The organism is Klebsiella sp. BIGb0138, from assembly GCF_004342285.1.
Lineage (GTDB): Bacteria > Pseudomonadota > Gammaproteobacteria > Enterobacterales > Enterobacteriaceae > Klebsiella.
This window is the reverse complement of sequence record NZ_SMCV01000004.1, coordinates 326,969-343,739: the sequence shown is the minus strand read 5'-3', so window position 1 is coordinate 343,739 and position 16,771 is coordinate 326,969. Positions and strand designations below refer to the sequence as shown.

The window sequence follows — 16,771 nt, the reverse complement described above, 5'->3', positions numbered from 1 at the left end:
GAATTCTTTCAATGCCACATTTCATGGCATAGTGACGGTATATCATTAAATTTAGTCAGGTTTGCTTAGGATAATATTAAGAAATTAATATTATTTGAGAAGGAATCAAAATATGAATGCAATTCATTGATATATATTGATATTCAATATGAATATTCTCCGAAGGATGCGTTCCTGCAATGAGAAAAACGGGAACGCAATATCGAAAAATTAAACGAAGAGTAAACCAATTCGCAATAATGATTACGGGTGTCAAGATTATGAAACCCTGGATGGGATCACAGATTGTTTTCGAAAATATTACAAATTTTCAGGAAAGTTTTCCGCTAATTCATTAGCCGGGCAATTAATCACATTATCATTGTTAGCGCCACAATCACGAACAAAGGTGATGGTCGCAAACTCATCAATCACTTCAGTGGGGTAGGCAGGACCAGCCTCGCGGTAAGAAATCATCAACGGGATATGCTCATTCTGGAAGCAAACGGTTTTTTCCGGGTTGTTGATAACCCAACGCGGGAAGAAGATCGTACCGTGGAAGAGTTTATCGCCGAGGTTCACGATCAGGCTAACGTCAGTACCGGTCGGCTCGGTCCATGAGATTTTATAAATGCTCTCCCCCACCCGGACGATCCACGCCTGCTGATCTTTCACCCAGCGGTTAGCCACGATCCCGCTGTGAATTCGGTAATCCAGCGTGGTGCCGTTTTTCACATATATCTCGTAGTTCCAGCCATTATCGTAGGTATAAACCAGATGTTTACCGATAAAGCCGCTCAGGTCATGTTTGTCAAAAGTGCTCATTATTTTTGCTCCTCTGTTGTGGAGAAGCAGCTTACTGCTTTAAAAAATGAATGAATAACGCTATGTTTTGATTAAATACATCCACTTTTTAGATGAATTATGCACAAGACAACCCTGGAGCAGTGGGCGCTGCTGGAGAAGGTTATTGAGCTGGGTAGCTTCGCCAAAGCGGCGGAAGAGACCCACCGCAGCCAGTCGTCGGTCAGCTATAACCTCGCGCTGCTCCAGGAGCGTCTGGGAGTCACGCTTCTGACGCCATCAGGGCGCCGCGCCGTACTGACGCCAGCAGGCGAGCTACTGCTCAGCCAGGTCAAACCGCTGCTGCAGGCCTTTGCCTATGTGGAAACTCATGCCGCGACCCTGCGTGACGGCGCGCGAACCCGGTTGAATCTGGTCGTTGACAGCATTTTCCCCCGCGAGCGGCTGTTTGCCATTCTGCGGCAGTTCCAGCAGCGCTATCCGCAAACGCAGGTCAGGATGACCGAGGTACTGGAGACGTTCGATGAAGAAGATCCGACGCGTAGCGAAGCCGATGTGATGGTGCTGACCCGTCGTCAGGATATTACCGGGCGCGGGGAGTGGCTGATGAATATCGATTTTGTCGCCGTCGCCCACCGGGATCACCCGCTTGCCGCCTTTGACGGACCGCTGGATGATCACGCGCTGGCCCCCTGGCCGCTGGTGCGTATCGCCGATCGCAGCCACGATCCACACTCCGCCCGCGAGGCGTGGACCTTTTCGACCATTGATGCCGCCATCGACGCGGTACAGTATCAGGTTGGCTTCGGCTGGCTCCCGGAAGAACGCATCCGTCGGCAGTTGGACCAGGGCATCTTGCAAGCGCTGCCGCTCGGCCACGGCGCACGGCGGGCAACGCCGCTGCATCTGATCGTCAAGCGCGATCTGCCCCCTGTTGATGAACAGGTCGCCACGCTGCTGGCGCTGTTCAGGCACGGCTGAGCAGGCCGTGGCCGGATATAGGGTTTTCTTATGTTTTAAGGCCTGATATTGATCCAGGTTACGCCCTAAGTATGATGAATTATTAAAATCATCATACTTTCCTGTCCACTGAGATGCATACCTTGTCTATTTTCCGCACGGCCCTGCTGGCGGTTCTCGCCTGCGCTCCTCTGCTCGCCTGCGCAGCGCCAACGCAATTAACCACCGCCTGGCCGGTAAACGTTGGCCCCCTGAATCCGCATCTGTATACCCCCAACCAGATGTTCGCCCAAAGTATGGTCTATGAACCGCTGGTGCAATATCAGGCGGATGGTACGGTAAAACCGTGGCTGGCAAGCCGCTGGAGCCACTCCGCCGACGGGAAAGTATGGCGTTTTACCCTGCGTAACGACGTGCGCTTCTCGAACGGCGAGCCGTTCAACGCCCAGGCGGCGGTTGCCAACTTCCAGGCGGTGCTGGCTAACCGCCAGCGCCACGCCTGGCTGGAGCTCACCAACCAGATTAGCGATGTCAGAGCCCTGAGCGATACGCAGCTGCAAATCACCCTGAAAAGCGCCTACTATCCGTTCCTGCAGGAGCTGGCGCTGCCGCGCCCGTTCCGTTTTATCGCCCCGTCGCAGTTTGTGGAGGGCGGCACCCTGCACGGCATCAAAGCCCCCGTCGGCACCGGCCCCTGGATACTGAAAGAGTCAAAGCTCAACCAGTATGATGTCCTGGTGCGTAACGAACGCTACTGGGGAGAAAAGCCGGCGCTGCGCCAGGTAACCGTGAAAGTGATCCCGGATCCGATGACCCGCGCCGTGGCCTTTGAAACCGGGGATATCGACCTGCTTTACGGTAACGAAGGTCTGCTGCCGCTGGATACCTTCGAACGTTTCCGTCACAACCCGGCTTACCGTACCCAGCTTTCTCAACCCGGCGAAACGGTGATGCTGGCGCTGAACTCCGCCAAAGCCCCCACCAATGAGCTGGCGGTGCGTGAAGCGCTAAACTACGCGGTGAATAAAAAGTCGCTGATCGACAATGCGCTGTACGGCACGCAGCAGGTCGCCGATACGCTGTTCGCCCCCTCCGTCCCGTATGCCAATATCGGGCTGCAACCGCGCCAGTACGATCCCCGGCGCGCCAATGCCCTGCTGGAGAACGCCGGCTGGCTAAGGCCGGCGGGCGAAGAGATTCGGCACAAAAACGGCCAGCCGCTGCGTATTGAACTGTCGTTTATCGGCACCGATGCGCTGAGTAAATCGATGGCGGAGATTATTCAGGCCGATATGCGCCAGGCTGGCGTCGATGTCGCGCTGGTCGGCGAAGAAGAAAGCAGTATTTACGCCCGCCAGCGCGACGGCCGTTTTGGCATGATATTCAACCGTACCTGGGGGGGACCGTACGACCCGCATGCGTTTATGAGCTCTATGCGCGTGCCCTCGCACGCCGATTACCAGGCTCAGCAGGGGTTGGCAGACAAGCCGCTGATTGATAAAGAGATCGGTCAGGTTCTGGCCACCAGCGATGAGACTCAACGTCAGGCGCTGTATCGCGATATTCTGACCCGCCTGCACGATGATGCGGTCTATCTGCCAATCAGCTATATCTCAATGATGGTGGTGGCAAAACCCGAACTGGGGGCGATCCCTTACGCCCCCATCGCCACCGACATTCCCTTCGCGCAGATCCAGGGGGTAACCCCCTGATGCGACATTATCTCCTGCGGCGTCTGCTGCTGCTGATACCAATGATTTTCGCCGCCTCGGTGATTATCTTCCTGATGCTGCGCCTCGGCACCGGCGACCCGGCGCTCGACTATCTGCGGCTATCGAACCTGCCGCCTACGCCGGAGATGGTCGCCTCCACGCGGACGATGCTTGGGCTGGATCAACCGCTCTTCACCCAGTACGCCAGCTGGCTGTGGCGGGCGCTGCATCTGGATTTTGGCCGCTCTTTCGCCACCCAGCGCCCGGTACTCGACGACGTCATGCACTTCCTCCCCGCGACGCTACAGCTGGCGGGCGCGGCGCTGGTGCTGATCCTGCTGACCTCCGTACCGCTGGGAATCTGGGCCGCGCGCCATCGCGAGCGCCTGCCGGATTTCACCGTCCGGCTGATCGCCTTTCTTGGCGTGTCGATGCCCAACTTCTGGCTCGCCTTTTTGCTGGTGATGGGCTTCTCGGTCTATTTACAGTGGCTACCGGCCATGGGCTACGGCGGCTGGCAGCACATCATCCTGCCCGCCGTGTCGATTGCTTTTATGTCGCTGGCGATTAACGCCCGTCTGCTGCGCGCCAGCATGCTGGATGTCGCCGGGCAACGCCATGTCACCTGGGCGCGCCTGCGCGGTCTGAACGCCAGACAAATCGAACGCCGCCACATTTTACGTAACGCCTCGCTGCCGATGATTACCGCCGTTGGGATGCATATTGGCGAACTGATCGGCGGCACGATGATTATTGAAAACATTTTTGCCTGGCCCGGCGTCGGGCGCTATGCCGTGTCGGCAATCTTTAATCGTGACTATCCAGTTATTCAATGTTTTACGCTTATTATGGTGATGGTGTTCGCCCTCTGTAATCTGGCGGTAGATGTCCTGAACGCCGCGCTGGATCCACGCATTCGCCGCCATGAAGGAGCGCATTCATGAACGTTTTCCGCGCCGCACCCGGGTCGGTGCGGGTCGCGCTGATCGTCATCGCCCTGCTGGCGCTGGTGGCGCTCACCGGCCAGTGGTGGTTACCGTATGACCCCCAGGCCATTGATTTACCCTCTCGCCTGCTCTCGCCGAACGGCCAGCACTGGCTGGGAACCGACCACCTCGGCCGCGATATTTTCTCCCGCCTGCTGGCGGCCACGCGGGTGTCGCTGGGCGCGGTGATGGCCTGTTTATTGCTGGTGCTGGCGCTGGGGCTGCTGGTCGGCGGCTGCGCGGGCCTGATGGGCGGACGTGTCGATCAGCTCACCATGCGAACCGCCGATATGTTTATGACCTTCCCCACCTCGATCCTGTCGTTTTTTATGGTCGGCGTGCTGGGCAGCGGGCTGAGCAATGTGATTATCGCCATCGCCCTGTCACACTGGGCATGGTACGCGCGGATGGTGCGCAGTCTGGTGGTTTCCCTGCGCCAGCGCGAATTTATTCTCGCCGCGCGGCTGAGCGGGGCGAGCCGCTGGCGGCTCTTTATCGATCATCTGGCAGGCGCGGTGGTGCCTTCGCTGCTGGTCCTCGCGACGCTCGATATCGGCCATATGATGCTGCACGTCGCCGGGATGTCGTTCCTCGGTCTCGGGGTCAGCGCCCCGACGGCGGAATGGGGGGTGATGATTAACGACGCCCGCCAGTACATCTGGACGCAGCCGTTACAGATGCTGTGGCCAGGCCTGGCGCTCTTTATCAGCGTAATGGCCTTTAACCTGGTGGGCGACGCCCTGCGCGATCGTCTCGATCCTCACCTGATCGCGGAGCACAGTCACTGATGCCGCAGAAGATCCAGTTCGAACAGTTTACCCTGTGCGCCGACCGTCCGCTGGTAAACGACCTGTCGCTGACCTTGCGGCGCGGGCAGGTGCTGGCCCTGATCGGCAGCAGCGGCTGCGGGAAATCGTTGACCTGCGCCGCCGCTCTTGACGTGCTGCCCCCTGGCGTTAAACAGACCGCCGGTCGTCTGCTGCTGGACGGCGTGCCGGCGCACGGCGCGCAGCTGCGCGGCGGCACCGTCGCCACCATCATGCAGAATCCGCGCAGCGCCTTTAATCCGCTACACACGATGGGCACCCACGCGCGGGAAACCTGTCGCGCCGTCGGCCAGCCTGCGGATGACGAGACCCTTATCGCCACGCTGCGGGCGGTCGGGCTGGAAACCCCCTCCCGGCTTCTGCTGCGCTACCCGTTCGAAATGAGCGGCGGCATGCTGCAACGGATGATGATTGCTCTCGCGCTACTGAGCAAAGCGCCGTTTATCTTTGCCGATGAACCGACCACCGATCTTGATGCCGTCGCCCAGGGGCGTATTCTCGATCTGCTGGCAGAGATTGTCGCGACCCGCGGCCAGGGGTTGCTGCTGGTCACTCATGATATGGGAGTGGTGGCGCGGCTGGCGCACGAGGTGGCGGTGATGGACCACGGGCGCATCGTCGAACGCTGCGATGTCGATACCCTGTTTAGCGCCCCGCGGCACCCGGTCAGCCAGCGGCTGCTGGCGGCCCATCTGGCCCTGTATGGTATGGAGAGCGCATCATGAATCTGCTGTACGTCAACAATGTCAGCCACGATTACCCACACCATCCCGCCGTCCTGCACGAGGTGAGCCTCAGCATCGCCGCGGGAGAAACGGTGGCGTTACTCGGACGCAGCGGCTGCGGTAAAAGCACCCTGGCGCGTATGCTGGTCGGCCTTGAATCTCCGGCTCGCGGCGCAATCTGCTGGCGCGAGACGCCGCTTAGCGTCTTAAAAGGCGAGGCGCTGCGGGCTTTCCGCCGTGAGATCCAGCTGGTTTTTCAGGATGCGCACAGCGCCGTGAACCCGCGGAAAACGGTGGGAGAGATTATCGGCGAGCCGCTGCGCCATCTGTTTCGCGACTCGCGCGATGAGCGGCTGGCGCGGGTCGAGGCGATGATGCGGGCCGTCGATCTTTCCCCCGCCGCGCTCGATAAACGCCCGCTCCAGCTCAGCGGCGGGCAGCTCCAGCGCGTGTGTCTGGCGCGCGCGCTGGCGGTGCAGCCGCGGCTGCTGATCCTCGATGAAGCGGTATCGAATCTCGACCTCGTTTTGCAGGCGGAGATCGTTGCCTTACTGAAGCGTCTGCAGGTACAGTTTTCTACCGCCTGCCTGTTCATCACCCACGACCTGCGGCTGGTGGAGCGTTTTTGCCAGCGGGTGATGGTGATGGAAAGCGGGCAGATTATTGAAACTACGGCGGTCAACGCCCCGCTGCGCCTTCAGTCTACGGCGGGCCGGGCGCTACAGCGGGCGGTACTTCCCGCGTTTCCGCCCTCCCTTGCTAAAGAGAAACGACCATGCAGCGCGTAACCCTGACTCTTGATGACGATCTTCTGGCGACCCTCGACGCGTTAAGCGCCGGGCGCGGCTATCACAACCGCTCGGAGGCGGTACGCGATATTTTACGCAACGCTTTGATGCATGAGCATGCGCAGCAGAGCGGGCAGCGTGGCTACGCGGTGCTTTCCTATGTGTACGAACACGAAAAGCGCGAGCTGGCGAGCCGGCTGATCGCCACCCAGCACCATCATCACGATCTCTCCGTCGCCACCCTGCATGTCCATATCAGCCACGACGACTGCCTGGAAATCGCGGTCCTGAAGGGAGAAATGGGCGAAGTTCAGCATTTCGCCGACGAGGTGATTGCCCAGCGCGGGGTGCGTCACGGGCATCTGCACTGCTTAACCGCGCAAGACGACGGCCCGCACGACTGACCCGGCGATGCTTGCCGAAACGCAGTTCGACGTATCATCCTGAAAACCGGCCAATTTTACGTGGTTTATCAACCATTGATAAACCACGTAAATTATACGCTTTCACCACTTTCCCACCTGCCTATAATGGCCGCTCATTTAACGATCTCGTTATGGCGAGGCTCCTGCACACATACAAGTTGCCGCCCTGCTGGTATCAACAGAGACCCCTCAGGGAAATACAGGCATCCATCGAATCAAGATGTTGCCAGGGTAACTTCTGACGGCGTTTATGCCGGACAGATACGTTGTGCAGTTCGAGGCTGTGTCCCTGATTATACGTGGCGTTGACGCGTTTCCGGCGCGCGTCCCGAAGGGCTGGGGCTATTTTGCCCCAATGCTGCGTTGCTCACAGCGCATTTGGGGCCCCAAACCACACTGCTCACGCCTTGCTCTGGGGCAAAATAACCGCCAGCGACGTTCACGTCTAATCAGGGGCACAACCTAATCCAGGACGTAGGGATCTGCCTGTGCTCATCCTGTCTTGTTCGCCCCTATGAGGGATTTTTTATAGGGAATTACACCATGTCTTCAATGCAACACTGCGCCGCGCACCTGGCCACTTCCGCCTTCGACGGGGATGCGATCGCCCAGTACATGCGTACCGATTTTATTACTCTGCCCGAGCACCTCAGCGTCTATGAAGCGCGGGAGCTCTTTGTCTCACAGCTCACCAGCGATGATATTCCCGGCCAGGTTTTTGTGGTGGCTGGAAAAAAACTGCGCGGCAGCCTGTCCATTAAAAAATTGCTGCAGGAGAGCGATGCGGCGCAATCCATTCGCTATTTAATGGACAGCTGCCTGTTTCGCGTCAAACCTGATGACGAACGCCAGCAGGTGGTGACCGAACTCACCGAGCGCGGTCTCGACCTCGTGCCGGTGGTCGAGAAAGGCGAGCTGGTGGGCTGCCTGATGGAAAAAGAGATTGCCCATCTGCTGGAAGATGATGTCACCGAAGATGCGCATCGTCAGGGGGCGACGCTGCCGCTGGAGCAGCCCTATCTGGAGATCAGCCCGTGGACGCTGTGGAAGAAGCGATCGGTATGGCTGCTGCTGCTGTTCGTCGCGGAAGCCTACACCAGCAGCGTCATTCAGCATTTTGAAGAGGCGCTGGAATCGGCTATTGCGCTGGCCTTCTTTATTCCGCTGCTGATCGGTACCGGCGGCAACAGCGGAACGCAGATCACCTCAACCCTGGTGCGTTCCATGGCGCTGGGCGAGGTACGGCTACGCGATATGGGCCGGGTGATTCGTAAAGAGGTCTCCACCTCGCTGCTGATCGCCCTCACCCTGGGGCTGGCGGGATGCGTACGCGCCTGGATGATGGGTATCGGCATGGAAATCACGCTGATCGTCAGCCTGACGCTGGTATGTATTACGCTGTGGAGTGCGGTGGTCTCATCGGTGATACCGATGGTGCTCAAGCGCGTCGGTATCGACCCGGCGGTGGTCTCCGCCCCGTTTATCGCCACGCTGATTGATGGCACCGGGCTGATTATCTACTTCAAAATCGCCCAGCACTTTCTTGGCCTGAACTGATCGTCCAGGGGTCAGGCTCCGGCAAAGGAGGCTGACCCCCCTCTTACGCTTCCGCCAGCGCCTGCGCGCAGGCCCAGGCGCTGGCCCATGCCCACTGGAAGTTATACCCCCCGAGCCAGCCGGTCACGTCCATCACCTCGCCGATAAAATAGAGCCCCGGCACCTTGCGCGCTTCCATGGTCCGTGACGAGAGCTCGTGAGTATCCACGCCGCCAAGCGTCACTTCCGCCGTGCGATAGCCTTCGGTGCCATTCGGCTGGACCCGCCACGCGGTCAGCGTTTCCACCAGCGCCTCCTGCTCGCGCGCGTTCAGCTGCCTGAGGGTGACGTCCGGAATCTGTCCCAGCTGCTGCAGGCACTCCACCAGCCGCTTCGGCAACAGCATCGCCAGGGTGTTTTTCAGGCTTTGATTCGGGTGCGCATTGCGCTGCTGGTCAAGAAACTCATCAAGCTGACAATCCGGCAGCAGGTTGACGGTGACAAACTCGCCCGGCTGCCAGTAGCTGGATATTTGCAGCACCGCCGGCCCGGATAGCCCGCGGTGGGTAAACAGCAGATTTTCGCGGAACAGCGTGCCATCCTGCGCGGCGATGGTTGAGGGCACCGAAACGCCGGAGAGAACCTGCAGCTGTTCCAGCAGCGGTTTGTGCAGGGTAAAGGGCACCAGCCCTGCGCGGGTCGGCAGCACCTTAAGGCCAAACTGCTCGGCAAGCTTATAGCCGAACGGCGACGCGCCGAGCCCCGGCATCGACAGACCGCCGGAGGCGACAACCAGTTTTTTTGCCGCCACCGGCTCGCCGTTAAGCTGCAGCGTAAAGCCCTCGTCGTCACGTTCGACGCTGAGAATTTCGCTACGCAGGCGAATCTGTACGCCGCCCTTTGCACACTCGGCCAGCAGCAGGTTGACGATTTGCTCGGCGGAATCATCGCAAAACAGCTGGCCGAGGGTCTTCTCATGCCAGGCAATACCGTGTTTGCCCACCAGATCGATAAAATCCCACTGGCTGTAGCGCGCCAGCGCTGATTTACAAAAATGCGGGTTCTGACTGAGATAGGCCGCCGGTTCAATATACATGTTAGTAAAGTTGCAGCGCCCGCCACCGGACATCAGGATCTTGCGGCCTGGCTTTTTACCATTATCCAGCAGCAGCACGCGCTGCCCCGCCTGGCCCGCCTGCGCTGCACAAAACATTCCCGCCGCACCGGCGCCGATCACAATGGCATCAAACCTTTCCACACAACTTTCCTCATGTCCCGATTGTCGGGAATTGTAAATTTTTCACTCTGGTCGCACCAGCACGAAAATCCATGTATTTAGATACATCATTGAAAGATATAGGATTACTCCCAAGCGGGTAGCCCCCAAACAGGAAGAAAATCAAAAAAAGTCTATATTTCACTTTGCCCGCGCCGCTAAAGTCACTGATAATGCGCCGCGTTCATGTCCTCAAAATGGCGTAACGTCCTATGCTACATTTATTTGCCGGTCTGGATTTACACACCGGATTATTACTATTGCTTGCTTTAGCTTTCGTACTGTTTTACGAAGCGATTAACGGTTTTCATGATACCGCAAACGCAGTTGCAACTGTGATTTACACGCGCGCAATGCGGTCGCAGCTTGCTGTGGCGATGGCGGCCCTCTTCAACTTCTTCGGCGTTCTGTTGGGTGGTCTTAGCGTAGCTTATGCCATCGTGCATATGTTGCCGACCGACCTGCTGCTTAATATGGGATCCGCACATGGCCTCGCCATGGTGTTCTCTATGCTGCTGGCAGCGATTATCTGGAACCTCGGAACCTGGTATTTCGGCCTTCCGGCCTCCAGCTCGCACACCCTGATCGGCGCTATCATCGGTATTGGTTTAACCAATGCGCTGATGACCGGCACCTCGGTGGTCGACGCGCTGAATATCCCGAAAGTCATCGGTATTTTCGCCTCGCTGATCGTCTCGCCGATCGTCGGTCTGGTGGTGGCAGGCGGTCTGATTTTCATTCTGCGTCGTTACTGGAGCGGGACCAAGAAACGCGCCCGTATCCACCTGACGCCGGCGGAACGTGAAAAGAAAGACGGCAAGAAAAAACCACCATTCTGGACCCGTATTGCCCTGATTCTGTCGGCTATTGGCGTGTCGTTCTCCCACGGCGCCAACGACGGTCAGAAAGGCATTGGTCTGGTGATGCTGGTGCTTATCGGCGTGGCGCCGGCAGGTTTCGTGGTCAACATGAACGCCTCCGGCTATGAAATCACCCGTACCCGTGATGCGGTCAACAACGTGGAAACCTTCTTCCAGCAGCGCCCTGAGCTGTTGAAAAAAGCGACCGGCGTCGATCAGCTGATCCCATCCCCGGAGCCTGGCGCGGCCAACACCGGCGGTGAGTTCCACTGCCACCCGGCGAACACCATCAACGCGCTGGGTCGCGTGAAGACGGCGCTGACCGGTATTGAAAGCTATGACGCGCTCTCTATTGACCAGCGTAGCCAGCTGCGCCGCATTATGCTGTGTATTTCCGACACTACCGATAAAGTGGCGAAGCTGCCGGAAGTCAACGCTGACGACCAGCGTCTGCTGAAGAAACTGAAAACCGATATGCTGAGTACTATCGAGTACGCGCCAATCTGGATCATTATGGCGGTTGCTCTGGCGCTGGGCATCGGCACCATGATCGGCTGGCGTCGCGTGGCGACCACTATCGGCGAGAAGATTGGTAAGAAAGGCATGACCTACGCACAAGGTATGTCAGCCCAGATGACCGCCGCCGTTTCGATTGGCCTGGCCAGTTATACCGGGATGCCGGTTTCCACCACTCACGTACTCTCCTCCTCCGTGGCGGGGACGATGCTCGTCGATGGCGGCGGCCTGCAGAAAAAGACCGTCACCAGCATTCTGATGGCGTGGGTTCTCACCCTGCCGGCAGCGATTCTGCTGTCAGGCGGACTGTACTGGATTGCCCTGAAGATTATCTAAATCCGCTTATCCGCCATCGCGGTAACAGCATGAAACGGGTCAGGAAACTGGCCCGTTTTTTTACCTCACAGCCGGCTAGTGCCAGATCAGCAGCGCAATCAGACTCACCACCACCAGCCCGCATAAGGCGCTGGTCAGAATAAATTGCCGCCGTACACGCTCGCAGCGACGAATAAACTCGTCATCGTGGTGATCGCGGTAACGTTGGGCATAGATATACCACACCAGGCGCATCTGTTTACCCGGTTGCCCGTGCGAAGTGAAAAAACCTCCACCATCAACATATTGATAAAGCAAGGGATCGCAACCACGTAGCACAACCAATAACGCACGCAATGATGAGAAGTAGCGTGCCATATTCACCACACAAACGATACACAGGGCCCAAAACAGCGCAATAGTGCTGATCATACGTCCTCCCCGGCGACCCGCCCTCGGAGACTCCTCCGGGGCTAGCGCTCCCCAATACCCGACCCAACATACAATACAAGAGTGCGATTCCGATCACGTTTATTTATCCGATCGGCTCATTAAATAGTGTAGGAGATCAGTCCATTTTTTTACCACAAGGTTAATCGTTATCAATACGTAAGATGAATATATTTGTTTAACTTTAGGTGGGCCAGGTGCATTGACGGAGCGCGAGGGGCGCTATAAGGTAGAAATATCTTCTACAATTAAGTCCTTAAAGGGCTGAACCCCCGCGGGTTAGCCCGCAGGACGCGGGCGAAGCGGCAGCACCAGCTGTCTGGTCCAATGGTCATCGACAACTTATGGAAGGAGTAACACTATGGCTTACAAACATATTCTTATTGCAGTAGATCTCTCCCCGGAAAGCAAAGTGCTGGTAGAGAAAGCCGTTTCTATGGCGCGTCCTTACAATGCCAAGGTTTCTCTGATTCACGTCGATGTTAACTACTCCGACCTGTACACCGGTCTGATCGATGTCAATCTTGGCGATATGCAGAAACGCATTTCCGAAGAGACCCACCACGCGCTGAGCGAGCTGTCGACCAATGCAGGCTATCCGATTACCGAAACCCTGAGCGGTAGCGGCGATCTCGGCCAGGTACTGGTGGATGCCATTAAAAAATACGATATGGATTTGGTGGTCTGCGGGCACCATCAGGATTTCTGGAGCAAGCTGATGTCTTCCGCACGCCAGCTGATCAATACCGTGCACGTCGATATGCTGATTGTTCCGCTGCGCGACGAAGAAGACGAATAACCGCCCGCGCCTTGACCATCAGACTTATCAACGCCCGCTTATGCGGGCGTTGTTGCTTTCTCCGGCGCCATCTCCCCTCCCTCTTCTGCGCTTCACTCACGCGAATTCTTTTGCAGAAAAAATAAGCATATCAATCCAATTATTTATTAATGATTAGTGTGATCAACCAATTAAAAGAAAAATAATCTATATAATAATCTACACATAAGGCAAATGACCACGTCATTTAGCTTAAGAATACTTTTCAGCGCGTTCCGGCATACGCGTTCATACTTTTTTGGGATAGCACGACAAGGCGAAGGAATATGAAAACAACAGCACCTACGGGGTTACTGCAGCAACCCCGGCCGTTCTTCATGATTTTTTTTGTGGAATTATGGGAGCGATTTGGCTATTACGGCGTCCAGGGCATCCTGGCGGTCTTTTTCGTTAAACAGCTTGGATTTTCTCAGGAACAAGCCTTTGTTACCTTTGGCGCCTTTGCGGCATTAGTTTACGGCCTGATCTCCATCGGCGGCTATGTGGGCGATCACCTGCTCGGCACAAAGCGTACGCTGGTATTGGGGGCGATTGTGCTGGCGCTCGGCTACTTCATGACCGGACTGTCGCTGTTAAAACCGGACCTGATTTTTATCGCCCTGGGCACCATCGCCGTCGGTAACGGGCTGTTTAAGGCCAACCCCGCCAGCCTGCTGTCAAAATGCTATCCGCCAAAGGATGCCCGCCTCGATGGGGCGTTCACCCTGTTTTACATGTCGATTAATATCGGCTCGCTGCTCTCGCTCTCTCTGGCGCCGGTGATTGCCGAAAAATTTGGCTATGCCGTCACCTATAATCTGTGCGGCGCGGGGCTGATTATCGCCCTACTGGTCTATTTCGCCTGCCGCGGGATGGTAAAAGATATCGGTTCAGAGCCAGACCACCGGCCGTTAATTTTACGTAACCTGCTGTACGTGCTGTCTGGCACCGTGGTAATGGTGTACCTCTGCGCCTGGCTGATGCATAACGTCAAAATCGCCAATCTGGTCCTGATTGTCCTCTCCATCGTGGTGATCGTTTTCTTCTTCCGCGAGGCTTTCAAGCTCGAGAAAACCGGGCGCAACAAGATGTTTGTCGCCTTTATCCTGATGCTGGAAGCGGTGTTGTTCTACATTCTGTACGCACAAATGCCGACCTCGCTCAACTTCTTTGCCATCAATAACGTCCATCACGATATTCTTGGCTTCACTATTAACCCGGTCAGTTTCCAGGCGCTGAACCCGTTCTGGGTGGTGGTCGCCAGCCCGGTACTGGCGGCCCTGTACACCCGCCTCGGCAACAAAGGTAAAGACCTGACTATGCCGATGAAATTTACCCTCGGTATGTTTTTATGTTCGCTGGGGTTCCTGACCGCGGCGGCGGCGGGGATCTGGTTCGCCGATGCGCAGGGGCTGACATCGCCCTGGTTTATCGTGCTGATTTATCTGTTCCAGAGTCTGGGGGAATTGCTGATTAGCGCCCTCGGCCTGGCGATGGTCGCCGCGCTGGTGCCCCAGCATCTGATGGGCTTTATTCTTGGGATGTGGTTCCTGACCCAGGCGGCGGCCTTCCTGATGGGGGGATATGTCGCCACCTTCACCGCCGTCCCGGAAAATATTACCGACCCGCTGCAAACCTTACCGATCTATACCAACGTATTTGGCAAAATTGGTCTGGTCACCCTCGGCGTCACCCTCGTGATGGCGATTCTGGTGCCGTGGCTCAACCGGATGATTAACACGCCGGCGAGCGAGAAATAGCGACGCCGATTAACCTCAGTCAGCGACTGGCTGAGGTTAACTCTTCCGCGCGGCGATCCAGTCCTGTACCTCAATGACAAACTCATCCGGCGCTTTGCGATACATCTTGCGCGTCAAGTCCAGAATAGTATGTTGCCCTAAGGCCTCTTCCATCCGCTGCTGTGCTATCTCCATCACCGAACGCACGCCGCAAATCCCTTCGCAGGCCCATTCCGGCGGCTGTGCGCCAAACACCGCCAGCCGCTGGCGAATCTCACGGCATTCGAAAATACGCTTGTCGCCATCGATGGCATTTACCACATCCAGCACCGTGATGTGCTCCGCAGGCTTCGCCAGCTGGAACCCGCCGCCCTTGCCTTCAATACTGCGCACCAGGCCTGCTTTGGACAGCCGGGTAAAGATTTTGGCCAGATAATCGTAAGGCACGCTTTGCAGATCGGCGATTTCCCGCACGCTCATATCGCGGGCATCACCTTTACTGTCCACCATGCACATCAGGCTATGGATGCCGTACTCAACTCCGGAACTGTAGAATGCCATTCTCTAATCTCAGCCAAAATAAATCTGAGTTATTGTAGCTTTTTCGCTACATCCATACCAGATGGATAAAATGCAAGGCAGCAAAGTATAAATTTAATTAGTTAATTATCAATAATATAAAACAAATTACACCGCCATAGCTTCCGCGATCGCACAAATCACATTGCCATCACAAACTACGACCGATAAAATCCGAGTAAATACATCGTAGTTAACCGTGAGTGAAGCCATTATGAGTAAGAAAATTGTGATCGTTGGCGCTGGTTTTTCGGGGATGTGGGCCGCGCTTAGCGCCGCACGTCTGGCCGATAAATATCAACATCAGGCCATCGAGATCGCGGTCATTGCGCCGCAGCCGGAACTACGCGTGCGACCGCGTTTCTATGAGAATGCCGTGCCGACGCTGGTGGCCCCATTGCAGCCCCTGTTTGAGGCCACCGGGGTCCGGTTCTTGCGCGGGACGGTTTCCCAGCTCCTGCCGGCCAGTAAGTCCGTGATCTGGACGGATGCCAGCGGTGACACGCACTCACTGGCTTACGACCGCTTAATCCTGGCCAGCGGCAGTCACGTCAACCGCTCGCTGGTCGCCGGAGCCGAGCGCTATGCCTTCGATCTCGATCAGCTGGAAACCGCCATCGTCCTGGAGAAGCACCTACAATCACTGGCCCACGTCGCCGATAGCGCATCGCGCAACACCGTGGTGGTTTGCGGCGGCGGCTTCACCGGTATTGAGATGGCAATGGAGCTCCCCGATAAGTTGCGCGCGATCGTCGGCCCGAATGCTAAGACCAGAGTAGTCGTAGTTGAGCGCGGTCCACGGCCGGGTTCCCGCTACAGCGACGCATTACGCGACGTGATTGTCGAGGCCTCTGCTGAGCTCGGTATAGAATGGCGGGTTAATGCTGAAGTCGAACGTGTTGATGCCGACGGCGTAGTACTGAAAGATGGGCACAAAATTGCGTCGCAGACCGTTATCTGGACCGTTGGCGTACAGGCTAACGACCTGACGACACAGATTGACGCTCCGCGCGATCGACTGGGCCGTCTGCATGTCAATCCGGCGCTACAGGTGGAGGGCTATGACGATATTTATGCCACCGGCGACGTGGCCTACGCGGCGACTGATGACAAGGGTAATCATGCGCTGATGACCTGCCAGCACGCGATTTTGCTGGGCAAATTTGCCGGCAACAACGCGGCGGCCAGTCTGCTTGAGGTCGCGCCGCTGCCCTATCGCCAGGAAAACTACGTGACCTGTCTCGATCTCGGTACCTGGGGCGCGGTCTATACCGAAGGCTGGGATCAGCAGGTAAAACTGACCCGCGAAGAGGCCAAGAAACTGAAGATGTCGATCACCCGCGAGCTTATCTATCCGCCGAAGGCTGAGAAAGCCGCCGCCCTGGCGATTGCCGACCCGCTGGCGCCGTTTGTGTAAGAAAACGTGGGCCCGGGGGCGAACTTCTGCAGCGCTGGACCCGGGCGCTCCACGGGTGTG

Annotated in this window: 16 protein-coding genes; 12 read left to right on the top strand and 4 right to left on the bottom strand. The window is 57.1% G+C overall.

What is annotated here, in order from left to right; translation table 11 throughout:
• Positions 1-300 precede the first annotated feature (300 nt).
• A complete protein-coding gene (locus EDF73_RS12325) occupies positions 301-807 on the bottom strand; it encodes a phenolic acid decarboxylase (RefSeq protein WP_165905713.1) in 507 nt (168 codons plus the stop codon).
• A gap of 96 nt (positions 808-903) precedes the next feature.
• Here EDF73_RS12325 and EDF73_RS12320 point away from each other — a divergent pair, with 96 nt between their 5' ends.
• The 8 genes from EDF73_RS12320 to EDF73_RS12285 all read left to right on the top strand — a co-directional run bounded on the left by EDF73_RS12320 (position 904) and on the right by EDF73_RS12285 (position 8,763).
• Complete coding sequence (locus tag EDF73_RS12320) at positions 904-1,764, top strand: LysR family transcriptional regulator (protein ID WP_132729412.1); 861 nt, start codon at positions 904-906, stop codon at positions 1,762-1,764.
• A gap of 113 nt (positions 1,765-1,877) precedes the next feature.
• Positions 1,878-3,455 carry a nickel ABC transporter substrate-binding protein gene (nikA, locus tag EDF73_RS12315; RefSeq protein ID WP_132729411.1) on the top strand — a complete coding sequence of 526 codons (1,578 nt, stop codon included), beginning with the start codon at positions 1,878-1,880 and terminating at the stop codon, positions 3,453-3,455.
• A complete protein-coding gene (gene nikB, locus EDF73_RS12310) occupies positions 3,455-4,399 on the top strand; it encodes a nickel ABC transporter permease subunit NikB (RefSeq protein WP_132729410.1) in 945 nt (314 codons plus the stop codon). The genes nikA and nikB overlap by 1 nt, the downstream gene beginning before the upstream one ends.
• Positions 4,396-5,229 (top strand): nickel ABC transporter permease subunit NikC, encoded by an 834-nt coding sequence (gene nikC / locus EDF73_RS12305; protein ID WP_132729409.1) that lies wholly within the window; start codon positions 4,396-4,398, stop codon positions 5,227-5,229. The genes nikB and nikC overlap by 4 nt, the downstream gene beginning before the upstream one ends.
• Positions 5,229-5,993: a nickel import ATP-binding protein NikD gene (locus EDF73_RS12300; RefSeq protein WP_132729408.1), complete on the top strand. Its 765-nt coding sequence runs from the start codon at positions 5,229-5,231 to the stop codon at positions 5,991-5,993. The genes nikC and EDF73_RS12300 overlap by 1 nt, the downstream gene beginning before the upstream one ends.
• Positions 5,990-6,781, top strand: coding sequence for a nickel import ATP-binding protein NikE (gene nikE / locus EDF73_RS12295; RefSeq protein ID WP_132729407.1), 792 nt, complete (start codon positions 5,990-5,992; stop codon positions 6,779-6,781). The genes EDF73_RS12300 and nikE overlap by 4 nt, the downstream gene beginning before the upstream one ends.
• On the top strand, positions 6,769-7,185 hold the full coding sequence (gene nikR, locus EDF73_RS12290) for a nickel-responsive transcriptional regulator NikR (RefSeq protein WP_132729406.1): 417 nt from the start codon (positions 6,769-6,771) through the stop codon (positions 7,183-7,185). The genes nikE and nikR overlap by 13 nt, the downstream gene beginning before the upstream one ends.
• A 564-nt stretch (positions 7,186-7,749) precedes the next feature.
• Complete coding sequence (locus EDF73_RS12285) at positions 7,750-8,763, top strand: magnesium transporter (protein WP_132729405.1); 1,014 nt, start codon at positions 7,750-7,752, stop codon at positions 8,761-8,763.
• A gap of 43 nt (positions 8,764-8,806) precedes the next feature.
• Here EDF73_RS12285 and EDF73_RS12280 read toward each other — a convergent pair whose 3' ends face one another.
• Entirely contained in the window at positions 8,807-10,000 is a 1,194-nt protein-coding gene (locus EDF73_RS12280) for an NAD(P)/FAD-dependent oxidoreductase (protein WP_132729404.1), read from the bottom strand.
• Between the two features lie 230 nt (positions 10,001-10,230).
• Here EDF73_RS12280 and pitA point away from each other — a divergent pair, with 230 nt between their 5' ends.
• Positions 10,231-11,730, top strand: a complete 1,500-nt coding sequence (pitA, locus tag EDF73_RS12275; RefSeq protein WP_132729403.1) for an inorganic phosphate transporter PitA — start codon at positions 10,231-10,233, stop codon at positions 11,728-11,730.
• 75 nt (positions 11,731-11,805) lie between these two features.
• Here pitA and uspB read toward each other — a convergent pair whose 3' ends face one another.
• Positions 11,806-12,141, bottom strand: a complete 336-nt coding sequence (gene uspB, locus EDF73_RS12270; RefSeq protein ID WP_132729402.1) for a universal stress protein UspB — start codon at positions 12,139-12,141, stop codon at positions 11,806-11,808.
• A gap of 379 nt (positions 12,142-12,520) precedes the next feature.
• Here uspB and uspA point away from each other — a divergent pair, with 379 nt between their 5' ends.
• A complete protein-coding gene (uspA, locus tag EDF73_RS12265) occupies positions 12,521-12,958 on the top strand; it encodes a universal stress protein UspA (RefSeq protein ID WP_004126268.1) in 438 nt (145 codons plus the stop codon).
• Positions 12,959-13,263: 305 nt separating this feature from the next.
• On the top strand, positions 13,264-14,736 hold the full coding sequence (gene dtpB, locus EDF73_RS12260) for a dipeptide/tripeptide permease DtpB (protein WP_132729401.1): 1,473 nt from the start codon (positions 13,264-13,266) through the stop codon (positions 14,734-14,736).
• A gap of 36 nt (positions 14,737-14,772) precedes the next feature.
• Here dtpB and EDF73_RS12255 read toward each other — a convergent pair whose 3' ends face one another.
• Entirely contained in the window at positions 14,773-15,276 is a 504-nt protein-coding gene (locus tag EDF73_RS12255; RefSeq protein WP_132729400.1) for an Rrf2 family transcriptional regulator, read from the bottom strand.
• Between the two features lie 232 nt (positions 15,277-15,508).
• Here EDF73_RS12255 and EDF73_RS12250 point away from each other — a divergent pair, with 232 nt between their 5' ends.
• On the top strand, positions 15,509-16,711 hold the full coding sequence (locus EDF73_RS12250; protein WP_132729399.1) for an NAD(P)/FAD-dependent oxidoreductase: 1,203 nt from the start codon (positions 15,509-15,511) through the stop codon (positions 16,709-16,711).
• Positions 16,712-16,771: the final 60 nt, after the last annotated feature.

Bases quoted from the DNA above. Each gene is read 5' to 3' on its own strand.
- nikC (WP_132729409.1), top strand. From the start codon at position 4,396: ATGAACGTTTTCCGCGCCGCACCCGGGTCGGTGCGGGTCGCGCTGATC.
- EDF73_RS12255 (WP_132729400.1), bottom strand. From the start codon at position 15,276: ATGGCATTCTACAGTTCCGGAGTTGAGTACGGCATCCATAGCCTGATG.
- nikR (WP_132729406.1), top strand. From the start codon at position 6,769: ATGCAGCGCGTAACCCTGACTCTTGATGACGATCTTCTGGCGACCCTC.
- nikB (WP_132729410.1), top strand. From the start codon at position 3,455: ATGCGACATTATCTCCTGCGGCGTCTGCTGCTGCTGATACCAATGATT.
- EDF73_RS12320 (WP_132729412.1), top strand. From the start codon at position 904: ATGCACAAGACAACCCTGGAGCAGTGGGCGCTGCTGGAGAAGGTTATT.
- uspB (WP_132729402.1), bottom strand. From the start codon at position 12,141: ATGATCAGCACTATTGCGCTGTTTTGGGCCCTGTGTATCGTTTGTGTG.
- nikE (WP_132729407.1), top strand. From the start codon at position 5,990: ATGAATCTGCTGTACGTCAACAATGTCAGCCACGATTACCCACACCAT.
- pitA (WP_132729403.1), top strand. From the start codon at position 10,231: ATGCTACATTTATTTGCCGGTCTGGATTTACACACCGGATTATTACTA.
- EDF73_RS12285 (WP_132729405.1), top strand. From the start codon at position 7,750: ATGTCTTCAATGCAACACTGCGCCGCGCACCTGGCCACTTCCGCCTTC.
- uspA (WP_004126268.1), top strand. From the start codon at position 12,521: ATGGCTTACAAACATATTCTTATTGCAGTAGATCTCTCCCCGGAAAGC.
- nikA (WP_132729411.1), top strand. From the start codon at position 1,878: ATGCATACCTTGTCTATTTTCCGCACGGCCCTGCTGGCGGTTCTCGCC.
- EDF73_RS12250 (WP_132729399.1), top strand. From the start codon at position 15,509: ATGAGTAAGAAAATTGTGATCGTTGGCGCTGGTTTTTCGGGGATGTGG.
- EDF73_RS12300 (WP_132729408.1), top strand. From the start codon at position 5,229: ATGCCGCAGAAGATCCAGTTCGAACAGTTTACCCTGTGCGCCGACCGT.
- dtpB (WP_132729401.1), top strand. From the start codon at position 13,264: ATGAAAACAACAGCACCTACGGGGTTACTGCAGCAACCCCGGCCGTTC.